Raw genomic sequence first — 22,306 nt, forward strand, 5'->3', positions numbered from 1 at the left:
TTTGTTTATTAAACTATTTATGCTTCTTCTTACTTTGTCGACTTTGTCATTTAGTTTCTCATTTAACCCACTATTCAAGCGTGTAGCGCACAGCGTTTGGCGTATAGCAAAAAGCGCAAAAGCGCTTAAATTATATTCAACATCTTCTCCGTCGCTTTAATCGCGCTTACCGTTTGATCCGAATCCAATCCTCTTGAGACGAATTCTTTTCCATCGGCCGACTCCCATGTAATAATGGTTTCGCAAAGGGCGTCTGAATTACTTCCTGGAGGGATACGTACGGCATAGTCCACCAATTGTGGCAATTCTAGCTTTCGGGATTTATATATTTTATGCAAGGCATTCATGAAAGCATCATACTGTCCATCACCCGAAGCATTCTCTTCGTATAGCTTTCCTTTGATTTCTAAGGAAAGAGTAGTGGAAGGTTGTAATCCTTTGGCATGTGTGAGCACATAGGATTTCACAAAAACTTTCTGCTGGTAATCTGTGTCCAATACATCGGAAATGATATAAGGTAAATCGTCTTTAGTAACCCGTTCTTTCTTATCGCCAAGCTCTATAATTCGGGCTGTGACTTTCTTTAAATCTTCGTCGTTGAGGGTGAGTCCGAGTTCTTGTAAATTCTTTTGAATATTGGCTTTTCCGGACATCTTTCCGAGTGCATATTTACGTTTTCTGCCAAAACGTTCAGGCATTAAATTACTAAAGTAAAGGTTGTTTTTACTATCTCCATCTGCATGTATTCCAGCAGTTTGAGTAAATACACTATCTCCTACAATAGGTTTGTTTGCAGGAATGCTTATACCTGTGAAAGCCGAAACCAGTTTGCTTACTTTGAAAAGTGATTTTTCGTTGACATTGATCTTTACTTCTGGTAAAAAGTCATTAATTACAGCGATAGCACTTGCCATTGGGGCATTGCCTGCACGTTCACCCATTCCGTTAACGGTAAGGTGCAACCCGTTCACTCCCGCTTTGACCGCCTCCATGATATTTGCGACTCCTAAATCGTAGTCGTTATGTCCATGAAAATCAAAATGAATCTTCGGGTAGCGCTCAATAATCTCCGAGAGGAAATCAAAAGTTTCGGCATAAGTAATAACTCCAAGAGTATCTGGAAGCAAAACTCGTTTGATAGGCTGCGTAGCTAGAAAATCTAGGTATTCAAAAACATATTCCTTAGAATTTCGCATGCCGTTACTCCAATCTTCTAAATATACATTGGTTTCAACCCGCTGTTGCTTTGCCTGTTTTACTACTTTCTCAATAGCATTGAAATGCTGACGAGGTGTTTTTTTAAGCTGATGTGTTAAATGGTTCAAAGAGCCCTTGGTCAATAGATTCTGGACTTTTGCCCCAGCTTTTTTCATCCACTCTAAAGAAACGCCACCATCTACAAAAGTTAAAACCTCTATGCGATTTAAGCATTTTTGGGTTTTTGCCCAAGAAGTAATTTGCTTTACAGCATCTAGTTCTCCTTCTGAAACACGAGCGGATGCTACTTCGATACGGTCAACTTTTAGCTCATCAAGTAAAAGTTTAGCCAAGGTCAATTTCTCGGTAGCAGAAAATGAGACACCCGAAGTCTGTTCGCCGTCGCGAAGTGTGGTGTCCATGATTTCTAAGTAACGTTTTTTCATTTTAGTTGTGTTCGTCATTGCGAGCGCAGCGTGGCAATCTGTTTCATCTTTGTTTCATGCTTCAACAGATTACTTCGTCGCGAAAATGCTCCTCGCAAACCTGCCTGCCGGCAGGCAGGGACGTTTTTAGAAAGGTCTTGTTTTAGCAAACTCCTGAATATTACCTTTGATATTCAACAAATAGTCAATATCATCAAAGCCATTAGTCATGTTTCCTTTCTTGTAATCATTGATATCAAAAGGTTCACTTTCGCCTGTGGCTAAAATGGTCACTTTTTGCTCAGAAAGACTCACTTTAAATTCCGTATCTGGGTTGGCTTCAATCGCAGCAAAAATCTTTTGCAAGAATTCTGGACTCACCTGAACGGGTAATACTCCTATATTCAAACAGTTACCTCGAAATATATCTGCAAAGAAACTTGAAATTACAACACGGAATCCGTAATCATAAACCGCCCAAGCGGCATGCTCACGTGAGGAACCCGAACCAAAGTTTTTTCCACCCACTAAAATTTTCCCACTATACTTCGGATTGTTAAGTGCAAAATCCTCTTTTGGTGTATCGTCTTGATTATAGCGCCAATCTCTAAAAAGATTATCGCCAAATCCTTTGCGCTCAGTGGCTTTTAAGAAACGTGCTGGTATGATTTGATCGGTATCCACATTTTCTATCGGAAGTGGTACTGCGGATGATTTTAAGGTTGTGAATTTATCGTATGCCATGTTTGTTTGCTTTGCGCTCTACGCTAATCGCTTTGCGCTAGTTGTTAAATTTTATTTACAAGATTGTTGAGGCTCCTTTTAGTTTTATTTACCTCGTTATCCATTTCTTGATATTTCTTATCGTCTATATAGCCTAAATCTTTAGCGAGAATCAGGAAATATTCCAGTTCACTTGCCGAACCTTGCGAGATAATCAAAAACCTTCTAAATTCAGCATCTGATTCTCTACCGCAGCCTTCCGCTATGTTAGACGGAATCGAATAAGCAGCTCTGCGCATTTGGCTTTTTAGTCCAAATTCCTCGGCTTTTGGAAAGCTTTGAGTTTCTTTATAAGTATCAAGCGTTATTGCATGACCTTGCTCCCAAACTTTATATTTTTTGAAATCTCTCATAAAAAAAGAATTTTAGCGTAAAGCGAATAGCGATGTGCGCATAGCCATTACGCTGTCTCCATTTCCATTAGTTCTCTAGGGTCTGTTACTTTACCCGTAACCGCGGCGGCGGCTGCCACAAGTGGACTCGCCAACAAAGTTCTTGAGCCAGGGCCTTGTCTTCCTTCAAAATTTCTGTTTGAAGTACTTACTGCCAATTTTCCTGGAGGGACTTTATCGTCGTTCATTGCTAAGCAAGCAGAGCATCCAGGTTCTCTTAGTTCGAAACCAGCTTCTGTGAGAATATCTAAAATTCCTTCTTCCTTGATGGCTGATTCTACCTTATGGCTTCCAGGTACCAACCAAGCAGTAACATTAGCTGCCTTTTGCTTTCCTTTTACAATGGACGCAAAAGCTCTGAAATCCTCGATTCTTCCATTGGTGCAACTTCCCAAGAAAACAAAATCAATAGGCTTTCCGATCATGGAGTCCCCTTCATCAAATTTCATGTATTGCAATGATTTCTTGTATGTAGATGCACCACCTTGAACGGCAGCTGCTAATGGAATATCATTGGAAATGCCCATTCCCATACCTGGGTTGGTACCATATGTAATCATCGGTTCAATTTGCGAACCATCAAAAGTCAATTCTTTATGGAATTCTGCTCCTTCATCTGTATATAGGGTTTGCCAGTAATCCATTGCTGTATCCCAAGCTTCTCCTTTAGGAGTGAATTCACGTCCTTTTACATAATGGAAAGTAGTGTCATCAGGAGCAATCATTCCACCTCTAGCACCCATTTCGATACTTAAATTACAGACGGTCATACGACCTTCCATAGTCATATTCGTGAAAACGTCACCGGCATATTCTACGAAATATCCGGTAGCACCAGAAGTTGTCAATTGTGATATAATGAATAGGGCTACATCTTTAGGGGTTACTCCGAATTGCAATTCCCCAGTAATATTGATGCGCATACTTTTAGGCTTAGGCTGCATGATACATTGTGTTGCCAAAACCATTTCTACTTCTGAAGTACCAATACCAAAGGCAATGGCTCCGAAAGCCCCATGAGTAGACGTATGTGAATCACCGCAGACAATAGTCGCGCCAGGAAGTGTAATTCCATATTCAGGACCAACAACATGTACAATTCCGTTTTTTTCATGACCCAATCCCCAATACGAAATACCATGCTCATTAGCATTTTCTTCTAGCATTCTTAATTGATTCGCTGATAAAGGGTCTTCAACTGGCAAGTGTTGATTAATAGTTGGTGTATTATGGTCAGCGGTCGCAAAGGTCTTTTCAGGATGAAGAACCCCAATACCACGGTTTTTTAAACCTAAAAACGCAACAGGACTCGTTACCTCATGAACCATGTGACGGTCGATGAATAGTACATCTGGTCCGTTTTCAATTTGGTGGACTACATGAGAATCCCATACTTTGTCAAATAGTGTCTTTTTTGCACTCATAATCTTTCAATTCTAAGCTAGCAAATCTAAGGAAAGAAGGTATTCTTAGGAAATAATTGTGGTTGAAAATTACGATGTTCAAAATACTAATGACCTTAACTAGTATTGGTGAATATTCAATTTTAGTGAGAAGTACTAGGTGGCCAGGAGGGCAATTCTTCTTGTTCTTTTTCAGCAATAATTTTCTTTCTTCGGATGTAAAATTTATGCCCATAAAAACCGCTAAGCCCGAGAATACACAATAATAGCAGTCTGCTTATGTAACGGTCAAAAAAAGAAATTTCGGGTGCTTTTGGAATTTGTATTTTGGCACGTTCCGCAATCTGTTTTAATTCCTCAGAGGTAAAGGGAGCATATTTTTTTTGGCTGTTGAGATAACCCACATACTTGGGTTCTCCATAAGAATAGCCCAACCAAAAGAACCGTTTTACCATGTAAAGGCTACCAATATCGTAATTGCTTCCGTCTCTAATTCGAAATTCAAAGTTATCAGGTAATTCTCTTACCTTGATGATCTTTTCTTGAGTTCCGAAGGGAGCGGGAATCCCGATTTTAGAAGCAAAAAAATAGGAATTAAAAATTAGGGCAAGTACAAAGGCGATTAATGAAGTTTTCATTTTGACTTATTGATTGTTTTACACTGGTAAAAGTCATTGAAAAGCTATCGAATTCTTAGATGGTAAATGGGGAAAATTGACCTACGGTTTTCAGGGGGTTCGAAAAAGTTTAAAACAACTTACTGATGTATTTCCGAATATTCTTGTGCTTCATCATTAATAATGAGTATTGAAACAGAAAAAGAACATACTGTCTAGACGATAAATCCAGCGCCTAAAATTTATTGTGGTTTTTTTCGTTTCTAAACAGTACTATAATTTACTATTCACCATATTTAAGTGTTCCCTATGATTAAAAGATTGTTTTTTTATTTGATTCTAACTCTGAGTCTCTCCTGCGGAAAAGATACCGTAGAACCAGAAACGGAAAGCGAAGTTGACGAAATAATTATTGAAGAAGAACAAGAAGATGGAGAAGAGGAAGAACTGCCTGAAGAAGAACCCATTGGTGATATGTTTGAAATACCTTTTGACGTGTCGATATTAGTGCGAGATGTCAATTCTGATGATAAGTTTTTAATTGATTACACTAAGGGTGAAGAGGCTCAAAGTATAGACAATATTTTAAATTTAGGGGATGCTTTTGGCTCTAGAGCTCCTATTTTCTATGATAATAGGGCCAACATACTATTCTTTTGGGAGAGGACGCCGCAAAGAAATGTTTATAGTATAAACGTCAAATCAAAAGAAATTGAAAAATTTATAAATGTTGATGGCGTTTCTGATGAAACTTTATTTGCCTACGACTATCTTTTACACCCATTTCCAACTGTCAGCCACATTGTAACTCTTGATTCTCATAGACCACTTGATCTAGAGGTTGGCACCCTAAGTAATAATTCTTTAAGGATTTATAATCAACAAACGGGAGAGCTGGAGTTAATGAGTTTACCCGACGAAGATAGAATTTCAGGCGGTTTTGGTAGATTTAGATCTAATGGGGAATTTTACATATATCAAAATAGCATTGAAAAAGACAATGGTTCTTTAGTTGATGAATGGAAAGTGGTTGATTTAACAAAAAAGGAAATTATAGCACAGTTCGATTTGTTCAATGATGATAGAAATTTTGCTTGGAACCAGGAAAAAGTCTATTTCTCGGACGGTCGAACATTTGATGTTTTGAACAATGCTTTTTCTGAGGATTATGCTTTTTCTTTTGATTTAGGCACTCCAAATATGGTTGATGCTCAACTGCAGGATGATCAAATATTTTTTAAAGCAACAAGCGTTGTTAAAGATAATATGGTCGATCGTGGAATAGTACTTTACAATTTTCAAACAAAAGAAAGCAAGAAAATCCTCGAAAGAGAACTGCTAGATGTTACATTAGCGTATTTTGGTGATCAACAAACACGTTATCAAGAAATTTTACAAGCATACTATGATTTTGATACGGGTATAATAGCACTAACATCAAGCAATAATTACCCAAACTATGCAGTTATTTTTCTTGATTTTGAATTGAACATTCTTAAAGTGAATAAATTTAGTGGTTATGAGCCTTTAAAGATAGCACCTGTAGAGTAGGGTAATTATCACTACTGTAGGTGTTAGCTAATATAATTCCAAATATTCTTGTACTTCACCAATTGCGCATATGCATGTCGAATAACCAAATTCTCAGGTTTTTCTAAACTTGGGTCTTGTTTCAATAGTTGAATAGCATGGTAGCGCGCCTTTTTTAGAATATCATTGTCCTTTACGATATCGGCAATTTTCAGATTCAAAACCCCACTTTGTTGGGTACCCATAATGTCACCTGGTCCTCGTAATCTGAGATCGACTTCGGCAATTTCAAATCCGTCATTGGTGCTAACCATGGTTTCTAATCGTGTTTTTGCTTCCGCAGAAAGTTTATGACTTGTCATGAGAATGCAAAAACTCTGATCAGCCCCACGACCTACACGACCTCGTAATTGATGCAATTGCGATAATCCAAAGCGTTCCGCACTTTCAATAATCATAACGGATGCATTTGGGACGTTTACTCCGACTTCAATCACCGTAGTAGCAACCATGATTTGCGTTTCACCGCGAACAAAACGCTCCATTTCATAATCCTTATCTGCAGGTTTCATTTTGCCATGCACGATGGATATCTGATAATCAGGTAGAGGAAAGTCTCGAGCAATACTCTCATAACCATCCATCAAATCTTTATAATCCAAAGCTTCGGATTCTTGTATTAGTGGATACACCACATAGATTTGCCGTCCCTTTTTGATTTCATCGCGAATAAATTGAAACACTTTCAAACGATTGGAATCAAAGCGATGCACTGTTTTTATAGGTTTTCTTCCGGGTGGGAGTTCATCAATCACCGAGATGTCCAAATCTCCATACAGACTCATGGCAAGAGTCCTTGGAATTGGAGTAGCCGTCATTACCAAAATATGCGGCGGAAAGTCATTCTTATGCCAAAGCTTAGAACGTTGGGCCACGCCAAATCGATGCTGTTCATCAATGATGGCGAGCCCTAAGTTTTTGTATTTTACTTTGTCTTCTAGAAGGGCATGAGTTCCAATTAGAATTTTAAGTTCTCCGCTTTCCAGTTGTTCATGAATCGGTTTTCTGGCAGATTGTTTTACTGAACCCGTCAGTAAAGCACAACTAATTCCGATTTTATCCAATAGCTCTTTGATTCCAGCATAATGCTGATTGGCAAGGATTTCAGTGGGAGCCATTAAACAGGCTTGATAACCATTATCAATTGCTAAAAGCATCGTCATAACCGCTACGATTGTTTTTCCCGAACCCACATCGCCCTGAAGTAAGCGATTCATTTGCGCATTGCTTCCCAAATCATGGCGGATTTCTTTGATAACCCTTTTCTGCGCACCCGTAAGTTCAAATGGCAGATGTTCATCATAGAATTCATTAAACAATTCGCCCACTTGGTCAAACGGAAAACCTTTTATCTTTTGCTTATGCAGCATATTCTTGATGAGCAACTGCATTTGAATATAAAACAATTCCTCAAATTTTAAACGGAACTGCGCTTTAGCTAATAATTCTTGATTCTTTGGAAAATGAATATTTAAGAGGGAATCACTTTTATTCAGCAATTTTAGCTCATGCAGCAATCTGTCAGAAAGGGTTTCTGAAAAGTTGCCCTTGGTTTCCATAAAAATCTGCTGAATCATTTTACTGACCACCTTATTGGTAATGCCTCGTGCGCTTAATTTCTCCGTGGAAGGATAAATGGGTTGCATGAATACTTTGAGTCCCTTTTTGTGCTCTTCTAGCAATTCCATTTCAGGATGTGGCATCGAAAATACGCCATTAAACCAGTTGCACTTTCCGAAAATGACATAAGGAACATTGAGTTTGAGATTTTCACGGATCCATTTTTGACCACGAAACCAAACGAGTTCCATTTTACCTGTTTCATCAACGAAAGTGGCTACCAAACGTTTTCCCTTCTTTTGTTCAACGGTTTTGATATGAGTGATTTTGCCCATGATTTGCACGTCTGCACTGCTGCGTTGCAATTGCCCTATTTTATAGTATTGGGTTTTGTCCAAATACCGATTGGGAAACAGGTTGAGTAAATCTTGATACGTATGAATACCTAGTTCTCCCTGCAAAGTTTCTGCCCGATTGGGGCCGACACCTTTTAAATAGGTAATGGGAGTTTGCAGAAAATTAGCATTCATAAAACGAATTTAGGGGTTCGAGTTTTGAACTGCAACTAAAAGTCCTCCCTCAATCCCTCCAGATGAGGGAAGTTTTAAAACGCTATTAATTTAAGTTTTGTTCCCTCCCTTTGGGGAGGGTTAGGGAGGGGACTTTTAAAGTGCTAAATTTGGTCCATCTTTTGCAAGCGTATCAATATGAATAAACTATTTCTTCTTCTTTTTTTCTTCGGATGTATAGCAAACGCTCAACATCAAGATAAGGTTGATTTTATAAAAGGGGATGTTTTTATAGATATCGAACCCAAACAAAAAAAAGTAAATGGTACCGTGGTCTATCAGTTTAAAGTTTTAAAGGATGTTGACTCCGTATTTTTAGATGCAAAAAATATGATGATTGAATCTATCTTTTTAGATGTTGACTTAATTCCATTTAAGTATGACGAAGAAAGGATTACCATTTTTAAAAAATTCAAACAAGGTCAAATTCATCTGCTAGAATTAAATTATTTATGTACCCCAAAACAAACACTTTACTTTTTAGGGTGGGAAGATCAAATATTGGGCAATGAACAAATATGGACACAAGGTCAAGGTAAGTATACAAGTCATTGGTTGCCCAGTTTTGATGATATGGAAGAAAAAATTGAATTTGATTTAAATTTTGGACTCCCGCAAAAAAATCTATCAGTTGTTGCAAATGGCATGGCTACCCCGGCAAAATTAATAGACCATCTTGATATGCCAATGTTTCCCTTTGATATGCAAAAACCTATGAGTAGCTACTTACTTGCTTTTGCCATCGGCAATTACGAAAAACAAGAACTAAAATCCACAAGCGGCATCCCCATAGAAAACTATTATTACCCGCAGGACAGCCTCAAAGTAGAACCGACATATCGATACACAAAGGAAATCTTCGACTTTATAGAGGAAGAAATAGGTTTTCCTTACCCGTGGCAGAATTACAAACAAATTCCCGTTCGTGATTTTCTGTATGCGGGTATGGAAAACACTACTGCCACTATTTTTTCTGATGGCTACGTTATCGATTCCACTGCCTTTGTAGACAAAAACTATGTCAATGTCAATGCGCATGAACTGGCACACCAATGGTTCGGGAATCTAGTCACCGAAAAAGATGGCCACCACCATTGGCTTCACGAGGGTTTTGCTACGTATTATGCCCAATTGGCCGAAAAGAAGGTTTTTGGAGATGACCATTATTATTGGAAATTATACAAGTCTCTTATACAGTTAAAAGATTTGGTTGCAAGGGGAGAGGGACAAGCACTTACTGATCCTAAGGCCAGCAGCTTGGTTTTTTATGAAAAGGGTGCTTGGGCTTTATACATGCTTCACAACCAAATTGGGGATACTGCTTTTCGAAAGGGAATCCAGAATTATTTGGACAAGTATAAATTCAAGAATGTGACCATTCCTGATTTCTTAAAGGAAATGGAAATCGCAAGCGGAGTGGAATTATCTGCTTTTAATAAGAATTGGTTAGAGAACGAAAAGCTTCCATTTGAAGTGGCTAAAAAACAGTTGCGACAAGATTCCAAGTCCTTAGATCAGATGTTTGCCATGGAAGAAGAAATTCAAAAGGCCCAAAGCGACGATATTGATTATATAAGTTATTGGGATTCAACCAATTCTATCCATCTAAAAAAGCATATCCTAGGTTATAGGACTTCGCTACCTGAGGAAATTTATGAGCGAGCTTTTGCATCTGATACGGTTCCCATACGTCAATCACTTTTGTCTCCCAGAGATTTACCAAGCTTTATGGATAAAGAAAAATTGGAATCTTTTTTAGAAGATAGCAGTTACATTACAATAGAAGGCGCTCTTTTGGCTTTATGGCAAGCGTATCCTGAAGATCGAGGAAAGTATTTAGATGCCACTAAAAACGTTGTCGGACTTCCAAATAAAAATGTCCGCCTGTTATGGCTAACCCTAGCCATGCTTTCCGAAAGCTATAATGGTCCTAAAACCAAAGTTTATTTCGATGAACTGAGTTCATATACCAATTCTCAATATGGTTTTGAAATACGTCAAAATGCATTTTTTTATCTAAAGGAAGCTTTTGGACTCAATGATGCGAGTTTAACTAGTTTGGTAAAAGCTACTGAGCATCATGCTTGGCAATTCAAAAAATTTGCAAGAGATTTGTTGAAAGAATTACTTAAAGATTCGGATTATAAAACACGTTTAGAAAAGCTTTCGCTAGAACTAAATTCTGAAGAATCTGGTTACTTAAAAACCCAACTCAAGAAAGAATGAGAGCATTGGTCATATCAGGTGGTGGAAGCAAAGGAGCCTTTGCAGGTGGCGTAGCGCAGTTTCTTATTCAAGAATCAGGCAATAAATATGACTTATTTGTCGGTACGTCGACAGGCAGTCTTTTGATTTGTCATTTGGCCTTGGGTAAATTAGATAAAATCAAAGAAATCTACTCGAACGTTGACCAAAATACAATTTTCAATAGTTGTCCTTTTATTGTTAAGAAGAAACATGGTATTGATGAAATATCGATCAACCATTGGAATGTTGTTAAGAATTTTTTAAAGGGTAAGAAGACCTTTGGAGAAAGCGAAAATCTTAGAAATTTAATTCGAGAAAGCCTTACTATTGAAGAATATCAAGAGCTTAGAGACGGACCCAATGATGTTGTAGTGACAGTGTCGAATCTTTCACTAAATCAAGTGGAGTATAAGTCTATTATGGATTATAGCTACGATGAATTTTGTGACTGGATTTGGATTTCAGCAAATTATACACCCTTCATGAGTTTGGTTCGAAAGAATGGCTCTGAATATGCTGATGGTGGATTAGGCAGTATTGTTCCTATAGAAGAAGCTATTCTACGGGGCGCAAAAGATGTTGATGTTGTCGTTTTGCATACAGAGATTAACTATATGAATCGTATGCCTTCACGAAATCCGTTTGAGCTATTAACCACCATGTTAAGCTTCATCTTAGACCGTGTAGAAAACCACAATATTCGTATCGGAAAATTGGTAGCGAATCAAAAGGATGCTATTATTAATTTGTATTACACTCCAACAGTGCTAACTACAAACTCCTTGATTTTCAATAAAGAAAAGATGACACGTTGGTGGAAACGGGGTTATTTATACGCTAAGAACAAGAATGAAGAAACAAATCCTATTCAGCCGAATGAGCATGAATAACGTCTAGTAAGCTGTTAGCAGTTGCAATTTGCAGCTTATGCTTTTCTCAATGTAGCTACCAGAGCTCAGAAATTTCCTTTTTTACAAAAGCCAAAGCAGTAGCTGAAGGATTTTGCTTGTCCATCGTTTCAGTCAAAACATCTTCGCGAAGTTTATCAGCAGAATCGGTTTCGCTCATACCTGCTTTACGAATCATTTGAATGGTAGCACTTTTTGCTGCTTTAATAACATTCCATAATTCGTCAGTCAAATAGATTTGTTGCGAAAGATTATGCTCAAATTCATTTTCAATGCTTTTGATTAATAAGTTTTCATATGCCGTCTTATCAGAAGAATTTGGTTTTACTCGTAATACCAAACTAGGAATTGAAATACGCTCTAAAAACAATGCCATACGCTCGTAAGCCTGTAATCTAATTGGTAAAGTACTAGCTTGAGAATCTTTGTGAAGTAAAAATCTTCTTCTGCCTTCTTCATTATTGGTATGCATTCTGAAAAAGTAAAAAGCTATTGCTCCTGTTATAACTGATGGTAGTAAATACGCAAAAAGTTGAAAAATTTGATCGCCCGTCATTTTGGTTTTTGAAGTTGGTTACTTGATTTAAAACGGTGATTTTTTTGAAAAAGTATATCCCTTTTTCTAGAAATTTTAAGTTCATAAGCCTATTCTTAGTGAATTCATTTAGGGTATTTGTATTTCTAATTGTTCTGAGTATACGATACCATTCCATTATACGTTTTTAGAAAACAATAACCCGTTCAACATCCTAGTCTTATGCAAACACACACCCTTATTATTTTGACCTTTTTTTGGTTATTTCTATTAGGATGCTCAACGGACGGTGAATTAGAAAGCGCATTAAATACTGACGACGAAATTGCAGTTGATAACACCGAAAATGATGCCACAGAGGAGACTTCAGATGACTCCGGAGATACCAATGATACTGATAACTCGAGTTCTGGCAATCCTTTAACAACAAATCTGAGGACCTTTATTTTCGGACATAGCCTAATCGTTCATGATCCACCACTAATTGCAACCCCAAGCAATGAAACTACAGTACCGCATTGGATGGCAGAGCTTTCGACAGCGGCGGGCTTTGATTATGCGATTTCTGGTCAATACGGATTCCTACCACAACATGCTAACCTTCCACCAATAGCGCAATGGGGTTTTGATAGGGCTGAGGGCGCTTGGGATTCAGATGTCCAATCTTTTGCCGATGCGAATTTCAATAGCATTTTATTGACTGCAGGAAATTTTATTCAATATCAATCAGCATCGATGCCATATGATGGTGATAATCCTAATAATGCGACACCGATTAGTGCAACTTTAGAGATTTTAGATTGGGTTGAACAGCAAGAGCCAGGTACTTCAATTTACATTTATGAAAATTGGCCGGACATGGCAGGATTTTTAAATAATGGCGTACCGGCTTCAACTACAGAATTTGCAGCCTACAATGACTACACCTTAGGAGATTTTCATAACTGGTGGTTAAACTATCATGATACTATTCGAACCCAGAGACCTGACTTGAATGTGAAAATGATTCCAATCGGACCTATTATTAGCAAATTACTGACTGAAACGAATTTATCCGGTATTCCATTTTCTGAATTGTATGAAGATGATGCCCCTCATGGTAGACCAACCCTATACTTTTTGGCAAGTTTGATTACTTATATGGGTATGTACGGGGTAGAAACACCTTCTGATTATCAAGTTCCGGATACTGTTCATGTACTTGTTCAAGACAATTATGGAACAATAGTAGATTCTATTTGGGATGAATTAGAAAACTTTAATGATGTAGAAGGGAATAGTTATGTCTTCAACAATTAATAGAGCACAATTTATTCAGTGCGACTTAAGTACCTAGTAGCTTTTGGCGCATGAATTTCTAGTTTATTGTACTATATTAGAAGTCAATTCGTTAGGACTATTCACCTTCAATTTTTCTGAAGAATTAATCAAAAAGCGAAACTCATGAAAGTAAAATTTCTTTTTATATTTATAGTATTTTCTATTATTTCTTCTTGTAATAAAGAAGATGAAAAGTTAACCGAAACCCCAGTGTCAGATGACCCTCTTGAGGAAACGGTTATCGAAGATCAAGAGAAACCTAAACTTACAGTAGTAGGTTTAACGGGCGTAATAGAAAAAATTTCTGAAATTTCGATTAGCATTGTTGATGATTCTTCTGTCGAGACCATGGTAACGCTTGGTGGAGAAGAACTAGCGAGCAGTACGGAAAAACAGTTTACATTTTCTTTAAACCCTTACGGCATAGCAGTAGGTGATACAGACTTTACAGTTACTTCAAAAGATGCGGGAGGAAATGAGACTATTGAAACATTTACATTGGAAATTAAACACCTTTTAATGACCTATGAATATGGGATTGATGAAGATGAGCGAAATCCGGAAAAATGGATATTTTTTAATGATCTTGATGGAAATTCATTAACTAATTTTAGGGCAGAGGTTGGGTTGAAAAAGGTCTATACTAATGAAAAACTAGTGGGTGACAAAGTCTACTACTCAATCGCAAATTATAAGTCAACAGTTAGCGGTACTCACACAAGTAAAAATCTATTGGTCACTACTAATAAGGTTCCCTTGGGAGAAAGCAGATTTCCCATCCTATACGAACCTAGTAGGCGGTCTGATTTATCAAATACACTTGAATTACGAATTAATCTTATTGGAGAGGATGATGGATACGCAAAATATTGGTCGGAGGGTTCTAATTATACTGTTTTTACCACTGGCGGCGGAGGTAATATGGCAATATTTGGTGTCAGACATGATGCTACGGTTCCCATTTATATTCGAACACCAGTATTAAATTCTAAAGGTTTTTTTGATGGAAAGAAGGAAAATTATACGTACAAGATATTTTCTCCCCAAACAGGTGATATAATAATTGAAATAAATGAGGAAGAGTTTGGTCGGGCTGAGGACAATTTTGTGCTTTCTATTCCGCCACATGATGCCGGCTCTATGAATCTAAGGAGATTTGGATACGAGAACAACGAAGCGTTGTTGGCTAACATAAACCATGTAATTTATGAAACCGAAGAGGCTGAAAATGTAATGGCAGATTACTATGATTTACCATTATTAAACGATTTAAATACCTACAGAAATCAGCTTTTCTATAAAAAAAATGGAATAGGTTATTTTACACAAGATTTTGATAATACAATTAATGCAAGTATTCCAAATTGGACTTTGATTAGTGATATAAATGAAAGTTCAATAAATATTACTGCTCAAAATTCAGGAGTAGATTTTTATCGGATTAAGTTTATTATGAATGATATCTCAGATAACAATAATGTTAAATATATGACATGGAACTATCGTGTTTTTGGAGAGTTAGATCAAGAGAAAACAGCTCCTCGTTTGACTATTCCAACGAATATCTTAGATGAAATCAATGAAGATTTTTATAGAAATACAGATAATCTCCAATTTACAAGTGTTGACGCGTATGATTATGACGAGTATGATGGATACGAAGAAGTTATGAATTGGTTTGCTCTTATTAAATCAAGATTAACACAAGACAAAAATACATACAAGAGAGTATCATTTTACAATACAGATGCTTCTGGAAAATCCAATTCTTTTTCAGAGGATTTTAGTGATGGAGAAGTCAAGGAGTAGTAAATCATTAAAGATAGTCTTAACTCCCATTCTTCATACTCTCTTTTACCATCTTATAAAATTCATCAAATTTAGGATGGATTTTGATAACAACGCCTTCCTTCAAGTTTCCATCTTTACCTAAAGCGGTGATGCGATCAGCGGCAATCTCAAGGCGTTGTAAAGCACTACTAACGGCAGATGCCTGTTGAGCAGGAAGGTCTAAATTACCTGTCATACTCAAACCTTCAATAGTAACGGCCATATTTGGATTCGCAACTAATATTTGACCTATTTTTTGTACCCAAGGTTCTGCTTCAGGAGTAATTGTTGCTTCTGTATCACTTTCGAAGAGTGAAGTTAAACTTGAAGAAATGATGACCATACCATTTGAAACACCAATTTTGGCGTTTTCTCCAAGGGTCTGTTTTGCGTTTGTAAGCACTACAAGAGCTGTTGAATCATTGGAGGCAATGGCGTCATTTATAGCTTTTAATTGTCGTTCTTTTACATTTAAGGCCTCCATGGCCTTGTTCATGTTTGTAGAATTTTGACTTGATAATTGTGAAAAACTATTTAAATTTTTCATTAAGGTCTTATTCGCATCGCGAAGCTCAAGAGCTTGAGCTTCAAAAGATTCGGCTTTGGCTAAACTTGCTTTTTCTTTGCGTTGTGCTTCTGCGACTTGGTTATTTACAGAATCAAGTTGAGATTTTAAGGTGCTGATTTCAGCTATCAATTCACTCTTTTTTTGAGCTTGAACTACGGCACTGAATGCTATTATTAAACTAAGGGAAAGTAAAATTTTCTTCATAAACGGAATTCTTTTGGGGGTTCAATTAAAGTTAAACACAGCGTAAAAGTATAGCATTTCTAGATTTAATCGAAATTCTTTCCGCCCAGGTACGCGCAATCATAGAGTTCTTGGGTACCTTGAAAAGGGACTAGGGTCTTGTTGTAGCCATAAGTCGTCCGTAAATTTCGAGTCAAATCCATATCGTCAACATTTACCTGAATATCGTGCATGGTAAACTGACAAGGGTGCTCGTAACCCGCAGCATGAGTGATTTCCACCAACTCTTTTCGAAAGGTTTTGAAGTATTGTGCTAGACGGTCCGATTTTAAGGGAATGCTAATTCCATTCTGACGCCATTTATTTTGTGTGGCAATTCCCGCAGGGCATTTGTTCGTATGACATATTTGAGCCTGAATACAGCCAATACTCATCATGGCTTCACGGGCTACATTAATACAGTCGACACCCATGGCGAATGCCATGGCAGCTTTAGCAGGGAAGCCTAGTTTCCCACTTCCGATGAAAACAATACGATTGGTTAGATTTCGCGTTTGAAAGACTTTGTATAAACTTGAAAACCCATACACCCAAGGTAAAGAAACATGGTCAGCAAAAGATGGGGGAGCAGCTCCGGTTCCACCTTCACCGCCATCTACAGCAATAAAGTCAGGACCTTTTCCTGTTTTTAGCATGATTTCTGCCAATTCTTCCCATTGGTCTAGTTTTCCTATTGCTCCTTTGATTCCGACGGGTAATCCGGTTGCGTCTGCAATGGTCTCGATTAATTCCATTAATTCAGAAACGTTGCTAAAAGCTTTATGAGTAGCAGGGGAGAGGACATCCTTCCCAACTTCTACACCTCGTATCTCTGCGATTTCCTTTGTGATTTTAGCTCCAGGAAGTACACCTCCTTTTCCTGGTTTGGCGCCTTGAGACAATTTGATTTCAATGGCTTTGATACAGGGATTATCTTCTACTAATTGCTTCATTTTTTCCAAGGAAAAATTCCCATCCGAAGAACGAACTCCGAAATACCCTGTTCCGAAGTGAAAAACGACATCGCCACCTTGCTTGTGATAGGGGGAGAGTCCGCCTTCCCCGGTATTATGAAAAGCTTGTGCTTTGGCAACTCCTTTGTTTAAAGCCTCAACGGCCGCTGCCGATAGCGAACCAAAACTCATCGCCGAAACATTAATTACTGATGCAGGACGATATGGCTTTCTTCTTTTGTTGTACGCGCCCATAACTTTAGCGCAGGGCACAAAATCTTTATGTTCAGTATTTGGATGACCTTCAGAAGTTTTGAAAGCCATCATCTGATTCTTTACGAAAATGTGCTGGTGCGCATAAATGTCTCGGTCTGTTCCAAAACCTTCGTAATTGTTCTCCTTTTTGGCAGAGGCATAAATCCAGCCTCTTTCAATACGATTAAATGGGAGCTCTTCACGATTGTTCGCGACAAAATACTGCCGCATTTCAGGACCAATACTTTCCAGCCAATAACGCAAATGTCCAACTACAGGGTAGTTATGCGATATGGTATGTGCTTTTTGAAAAAAAATATCTCGAATCGCAACAATCGCAAGAAAACCTAGAACATATCCCCACCAAGGTACGGCAGAAAGTGTATTTAAAAATACATCCATTTACAAATCGCAATTAAATTCAGGTCCATATTAAGGACTTTTATTTTCCTTTTATTTCCTCTTCCAACATTGGAGTTTTATCACTGTTAAGATAATCCAAACTCATCTCAGTTAAGGTTTTCACTCCCAATATCAGTCCACTGTCATCGATTAAAAAATCAGGTGTGTGGTGCGGAAAAGATTCGGTATTCCCAGGAGTCATTCCTCCTAAGAAAAAGAAGAATCCGGGTGCTTCTCTTTGAAAATAAGAGAAATCTTCAGCCCCAGTTATCGCCTTTTGAATAAATACGTTTTCCTCTCCAGCAGTACGTTTTATGGTAGGCAACATTTGCGATACCAATTCAGGGTGGTTGTAGGTAATGTCCGTAGCATCTTTGATTTCACAGGTAGCAGTACCTCCGTAGGCTTTGGCGATAGTCTCGACCATTTCTACCATACGTTTGTTCAATTTATCTTTCATATCATAATCAAGTGTACGAATGGTGCCAATCATTTCAGCACTTTCAGGAATGATATTAAAACGAACACCGCTTTTTATTTTACCAACGGTAATTACCGCAGCTTCGTTGGTGAGTTCCGTTTCTCTACTAATTATAGTTTGAAGGCCGTCAATGATTTTAGCGCTAATTAAAATAGGATCAACACCGGACCAAGGCTGAGAACCGTGACTCTGCTTACCGTTTACTTTAATGGTAAAACTCTGCGCAGCAGCCATAGTTCCTCCAGATTTATAGCGAATCATGCCCACTGGAGTCTGAGAATTGATATGCAATCCGAAAATGGCATCAACTTTTGGATTTTCCATAACGCCTTCTTTCACCATAAGTAAGGCACCTCCTTCTTCACCAGGTGGTGGTCCTTCCTCAGAAGGTTGGAAAATAAACTTTACTGTTCCTTTTATCTTATCCTTGTTTTTAGACAAAACTTCGGCAACTCCCATTAAAATAGCGGTATGCGTGTCGTGTCCACATGCGTGCATTACTCCGACTTTCTCACCTAGAAATTCTGAAGTAACGGTCGATTTGTATGGAAGGTCATTGCGTTCAATCACCGGTAGCGCATCAATATCTGCTCTCAAGGCAACTACTTTTCCGGGTTTGTCACCTTTTAATAAACCTACAACTCCCGTATGAGCCACACCGGTTTGTACTTCGATGCCTAAAGATTTTAGATGTTTCGCAATCTTCTCAGCGGTTTTAAATTCACGGTTTCCCAACTCCGGATTCTGATGAATATCACGACGCCATTCAACCACTTTACTTTCTACGGCTGTGTAGTCTTTTTGTAAATTAGGACCTTGTGCTATCGCAAAGCATCCTGTGAATAGCATTGTTGCTATTAGTAACTTCTTCATAATTATTGAGCTTGTTTTTCATTCCCGTCCTTCGTCTACGCTCAGGGTGAACTCCGGCAGGAATCTATTTAAAATTTAATTAGTCTAAAATCTTCGTCTTGTAATTGTATTAAGGCAGTCATCGCTGATAACGATAGCTGAACACCTTCTATTAAGTCCTCCCTTGGAAAACCTCTTGATAATGAGGACTGTCCACAGAAAATAATTTGTCCGCCGGCATCCATCAATGCTTTTATAAGTTCTTGATTCGGGTTGTCAGTTCCATATTTCTTTTGATAGGCTTCGCTTGTGATGACATCTTTCGAAGCTTTGTTATGAACTACCAATGCAACTTTTAAGTTTTCCGCAGGAATACCACTTTGTGCATGCATATTCAAAAATCGAGCGGCTGTTTCAATAGTTGCATTTACCGATTCATGATTTTCAGGACTATTCATGATGTCAAAAACGGCTTTGTATTCTTTGGATGGGTCAACTTTGAAGTCCGGATTATCAATGGCCCAGACTTTTCCGTAATCTTTTATGATGGGTCCGGTTTCCTTCGTTTGAGCTGTTAAGGAAGTTTGTGAAAGAAGTCCGACTAATACGGCAAAAAGGTATATTCTTTTCATTCAAAGTAGTTCAGTCTCTAAATATATTCAAATTCGTTAAAACCCTTGTAGCATTGTTCATAATTATTGAAATGAAGTTTTTAGAATAAGGGGTATTATGGCTAAATTCACCGTCCCTTATACTAATTTTTTAAAGACACTTTTGGAGAATTTTATTGACCAGTTGAATGAGGCCCAAAGGGCACCGGTTTTGCACAAAGATGGCCCGTTAATGGTTATTGCGGGCGCAGGTTCGGGCAAAACCCGTGTACTTACTTTTCGGATTGCTCATTTAATGGCGCAAGGAGTAGATGCTTTTAATATTTTAGCGTTGACCTTTACGAACAAGGCAGCACGTGAAATGAAAAAGCGTATTGCTGATATCGCCGGTACCACGGAAACCAAGAATTTGTGGATGGGAACTTTCCATTCCGTTTTTGCTAAATTGTTGCGTTACGACGGCGATAAATTAGGGTACCCAAGTAATTTCACAATTTACGATACTCAAGATTCTCAACGACTTATTGCTTCCATCATTAAGGAAATGGGATTGGATAAGGATATCTATAAATACAAGCAAGTACAGAACCGAATATCCTCCTATAAAAACAGTTTAATTACGGTTAAGGCTTATTTAAATAATCCGGAATTGGTTGAAGCAGATGCGATGGCAAAACGCCCGCGGATGGGTGATATTTATCATAATTATGTAGAACGTTGCTTCAAGGCTGGCGCAATGGATTTTGATGATTTACTGTTACGAACCAATGAGTTGTTGAATCGTTTCCCTGATGTATTGGCGAAATATCAAGACCGTTTTCGGTATATTTTGGTGGATGAGTATCAAGATACCAATCACTCGCAATACCTAATAGTTAAGGCGCTATCAGATAGATATCAAAACATTTGTGTTGTGGGTGATGATGCCCAGAGTATTTATTCTTTCCGTGGCGCGAACATTAGTAATATTCTGAATTTTCAAAAGGACTATGATGATGTAGGAATGTATCGTTTGGAACAGAATTACCGTTCTACCAAAAACATTGTTCAAGCGGCTAACTCGATTATTGCAAATAACAAAGATCAACTCGAAAAAGTGGTGTGGACAGCAAATGATGACGGCCCACCAATTATTATACATCGAAGTCCTACCGATGCTGAAGAGGGACGTTATGTTGCAAATTCCATTTGGGAGAATCGTATGCAGCATCAAATGCCAAACGGTAATTTTGCGGTCTTGTACCGTACGAATTCCCAGTCACGGTCAATTGAAGATGCTCTCCGTAAACGCGATATTCCGTATCGTATTTATGGGGGATTGTCATTCTATCAAAGAAAAGAGATTAAAGATGTACTTTCCTATTTACGATTGGTCATCAATCCGAAAGATGAGGAGGCGCTGAAACGTGTTATTAATTTCCCAACACGGGGAATAGGTCAAACTACAATTGATAAACTTGTTGTTGCAGCAAATCATTATGGACGTTCGATTTTTGAGGTCATTGAAAATATCGACCGCATTGATTTAAAAATAAATTCGGGTACGAAACGAAAGCTTCAAGACTTCGTTACCATGATTCAGAGTTTTCAGATTATGAATGAAAGCGCAGATGCTTTCGTTCTTGCAGAACATGTTTCGAAAAAGACGGGTATTCTATTGGAGTTTAAAAAAGATGGAACGCCCGAAGGCATTGCCCGTATGGAGAATATCGAGGAGCTTCTAAACGGTATTCAAGACTTCGTAGAAGGACAAAAAGAAATAGATGAAGCCACAGGAAAAATTTCAGAATTCTTGGAAGATGTAGCCTTAGCAACTGATTTAGATAAAGATACTGGTGATGATGACCGCGTTGCATTAATGACGATTCATTTGGCGAAAGGGCTAGAATTTCCACATGTTTATATTGTTGGCATGGAGGAGGATTTATTCCCATCAGGAATGAGCATGAACACCCGTAGTGAGCTGGAAGAGGAGCGAAGGTTGTTTTATGTTGCCCTGACTCGTGCCGAGAAACAAGCCTATTTGACCTATACTCAAAACCGCTATCGTTGGGGGAAACTGATAGACGCAGAACCTAGTCGTTTTCTAGAAGAAATCGATGAGAAATTCGTAGATAACCAAGTGCCAATTGATAGAGCATCCTATCGCTACAAACCTTTGATTGACAATGATATTTTCGGGGAAGTTGATAAAAGCAAACTCCGTCAGACAAAACCCAAAAATGGAACTCCACCGTTAGTTGGTAAGCCCAATGAAAATCAACTTCGAAAGCTTCGAAAGTTAAAGCCTCAATTAGCTTCTCCTTCCGCAAACACCAATACAGTAGATCCAAATTTAGCTGAAGGAAGTTTAGTTAATCATACCAGATTTGGCAGAGGTAAGGTCCTTAAAGTTGAAGGGGTTGGTAATGATAAGAAAGCTGAAATTCAATTTGATAAAGGGGATATTAAGAAACTATTACTGCGTTTCGCTAAGCTTGAAGTTATAGGATAACACTTTACTCTATTTTTAAATACCTGTTTTCAGGGAGAAATAAAACTTCAATACTTCCGTTCTTTACACCAGTATTCATATAAAAACCAACC

17 protein-coding genes are annotated in these 22,306 nt (G+C 38.1%); 6 read left to right on the plus strand and 11 right to left on the minus strand.

Translation table 11 applies throughout. The features are described from left to right. Nucleotides 1-125: 125 nt before the first annotated feature. The 5 genes from ACKWCD_RS02520 to ACKWCD_RS02540 form a co-directional block, all read right to left on the minus strand. Nucleotides 126-1,643 (minus strand): alpha-isopropylmalate synthase regulatory domain-containing protein, encoded by a 1,518-nt coding sequence (locus ACKWCD_RS02520; RefSeq protein WP_413982351.1) that lies wholly within the window; start codon nt 1,641-1,643, stop codon nt 126-128. 126 nt (nt 1,644-1,769) lie between these two features. Continuing rightward, entirely contained in the window at nt 1,770-2,366 is a 597-nt protein-coding gene (gene leuD, locus ACKWCD_RS02525) for a 3-isopropylmalate dehydratase small subunit (RefSeq protein WP_413982352.1), read from the minus strand. A gap of 44 nt (nt 2,367-2,410) precedes the next feature. Then, nucleotides 2,411-2,758 carry a four helix bundle protein gene (locus ACKWCD_RS02530; RefSeq protein WP_413982353.1) on the minus strand — a complete coding sequence of 116 codons (348 nt, stop codon included), beginning with the start codon at nt 2,756-2,758 and terminating at the stop codon, nt 2,411-2,413. A 47-nt stretch (nt 2,759-2,805) separates the two neighbouring features. Further along, nucleotides 2,806-4,221 carry a 3-isopropylmalate dehydratase large subunit gene (gene leuC / locus ACKWCD_RS02535; protein ID WP_413982354.1) on the minus strand — a complete coding sequence of 472 codons (1,416 nt, stop codon included), beginning with the start codon at nt 4,219-4,221 and terminating at the stop codon, nt 2,806-2,808. A 122-nt stretch (nt 4,222-4,343) separates the two neighbouring features. Next, complete coding sequence (locus tag ACKWCD_RS02540) at nt 4,344-4,838, minus strand: hypothetical protein (RefSeq protein WP_413982355.1); 495 nt, start codon at nt 4,836-4,838, stop codon at nt 4,344-4,346. Nucleotides 4,839-5,126: 288 nt separating this feature from the next. Here ACKWCD_RS02540 and ACKWCD_RS02545 point away from each other — a divergent pair, with 288 nt between their 5' ends. Further along, entirely contained in the window at nt 5,127-6,368 is a 1,242-nt protein-coding gene (locus ACKWCD_RS02545) for a hypothetical protein (protein WP_413982356.1), read from the plus strand. A gap of 23 nt (nt 6,369-6,391) precedes the next feature. On the opposite strand, the gene recG is transcribed toward ACKWCD_RS02545, so the two are convergent. Then, the gene (gene recG / locus ACKWCD_RS02550; protein WP_413982357.1) at nt 6,392-8,497 is read right to left on the minus strand and encodes an ATP-dependent DNA helicase RecG; all 2,106 of its coding nucleotides are present in this window, start codon (nt 8,495-8,497) and stop codon (nt 6,392-6,394) included. Nucleotides 8,498-8,674: 177 nt separating this feature from the next. Here recG and ACKWCD_RS02555 point away from each other — a divergent pair, with 177 nt between their 5' ends. Both ACKWCD_RS02555 and ACKWCD_RS02560 read left to right on the plus strand, forming a co-directional pair. Beyond that, complete coding sequence (locus ACKWCD_RS02555; protein ID WP_413982358.1) at nt 8,675-10,762, plus strand: M1 family metallopeptidase; 2,088 nt, start codon at nt 8,675-8,677, stop codon at nt 10,760-10,762. Then, nucleotides 10,759-11,673 carry a patatin-like phospholipase family protein gene (locus tag ACKWCD_RS02560; RefSeq protein ID WP_413982359.1) on the plus strand — a complete coding sequence of 305 codons (915 nt, stop codon included), beginning with the start codon at nt 10,759-10,761 and terminating at the stop codon, nt 11,671-11,673. Before ACKWCD_RS02555 ends, ACKWCD_RS02560 begins: the two co-directional genes overlap by 4 nt. Nucleotides 11,674-11,728: 55 nt before the next feature. Here ACKWCD_RS02560 and ACKWCD_RS02565 read toward each other — a convergent pair whose 3' ends face one another. After that, nucleotides 11,729-12,247: a DUF7935 family protein gene (locus ACKWCD_RS02565; RefSeq protein ID WP_413982360.1), complete on the minus strand. Its 519-nt coding sequence runs from the start codon at nt 12,245-12,247 to the stop codon at nt 11,729-11,731. Nucleotides 12,248-12,448: 201 nt separating this feature from the next. On the opposite strand from ACKWCD_RS02565, the gene ACKWCD_RS02570 reads away from it, so the two are divergent. Next, nucleotides 12,449-13,525, plus strand: coding sequence for a hypothetical protein (locus ACKWCD_RS02570; protein ID WP_413982361.1), 1,077 nt, complete (start codon nt 12,449-12,451; stop codon nt 13,523-13,525). A gap of 144 nt (nt 13,526-13,669) precedes the next feature. Continuing rightward, entirely contained in the window at nt 13,670-15,355 is a 1,686-nt protein-coding gene (locus ACKWCD_RS02575; RefSeq protein ID WP_413982362.1) for a hypothetical protein, read from the plus strand. A 19-nt stretch (nt 15,356-15,374) separates the two neighbouring features. On the opposite strand, the gene ACKWCD_RS02580 is transcribed toward ACKWCD_RS02575, so the two are convergent. The 4 genes from ACKWCD_RS02580 to ACKWCD_RS02595 all read right to left on the minus strand — a co-directional run bounded on the left by ACKWCD_RS02580 (nt 15,375) and on the right by ACKWCD_RS02595 (nt 19,741). Further along, complete coding sequence (locus ACKWCD_RS02580) at nt 15,375-16,148, minus strand: OmpA family protein (RefSeq protein ID WP_413982363.1); 774 nt, start codon at nt 16,146-16,148, stop codon at nt 15,375-15,377. 65 nt (nt 16,149-16,213) lie between these two features. Next, nucleotides 16,214-17,776, minus strand: a complete 1,563-nt coding sequence (locus ACKWCD_RS02585) for an FMN-binding glutamate synthase family protein (RefSeq protein WP_413982364.1) — start codon at nt 17,774-17,776, stop codon at nt 16,214-16,216. Between the two features lie 40 nt (nt 17,777-17,816). Next, nucleotides 17,817-19,130 carry an amidohydrolase gene (locus ACKWCD_RS02590; protein ID WP_413982365.1) on the minus strand — a complete coding sequence of 438 codons (1,314 nt, stop codon included), beginning with the start codon at nt 19,128-19,130 and terminating at the stop codon, nt 17,817-17,819. A 68-nt stretch (nt 19,131-19,198) separates the two neighbouring features. Then, a complete protein-coding gene (locus ACKWCD_RS02595) occupies nt 19,199-19,741 on the minus strand; it encodes a DsrE family protein (RefSeq protein ID WP_413982366.1) in 543 nt (180 codons plus the stop codon). Between the two features lie 97 nt (nt 19,742-19,838). Between ACKWCD_RS02595 and ACKWCD_RS02600 the strand changes: the two genes are divergently transcribed. Then, entirely contained in the window at nt 19,839-22,214 is a 2,376-nt protein-coding gene (locus ACKWCD_RS02600) for an ATP-dependent helicase (protein WP_413982367.1), read from the plus strand. Nucleotides 22,215-22,306: the final 92 nt, after the last annotated feature.

The sequence above is a fragment of the Maribacter taeanensis genome, from assembly GCF_047345145.1.
Classification (GTDB): domain Bacteria; phylum Bacteroidota; class Bacteroidia; order Flavobacteriales; family Flavobacteriaceae; genus Maribacter_C.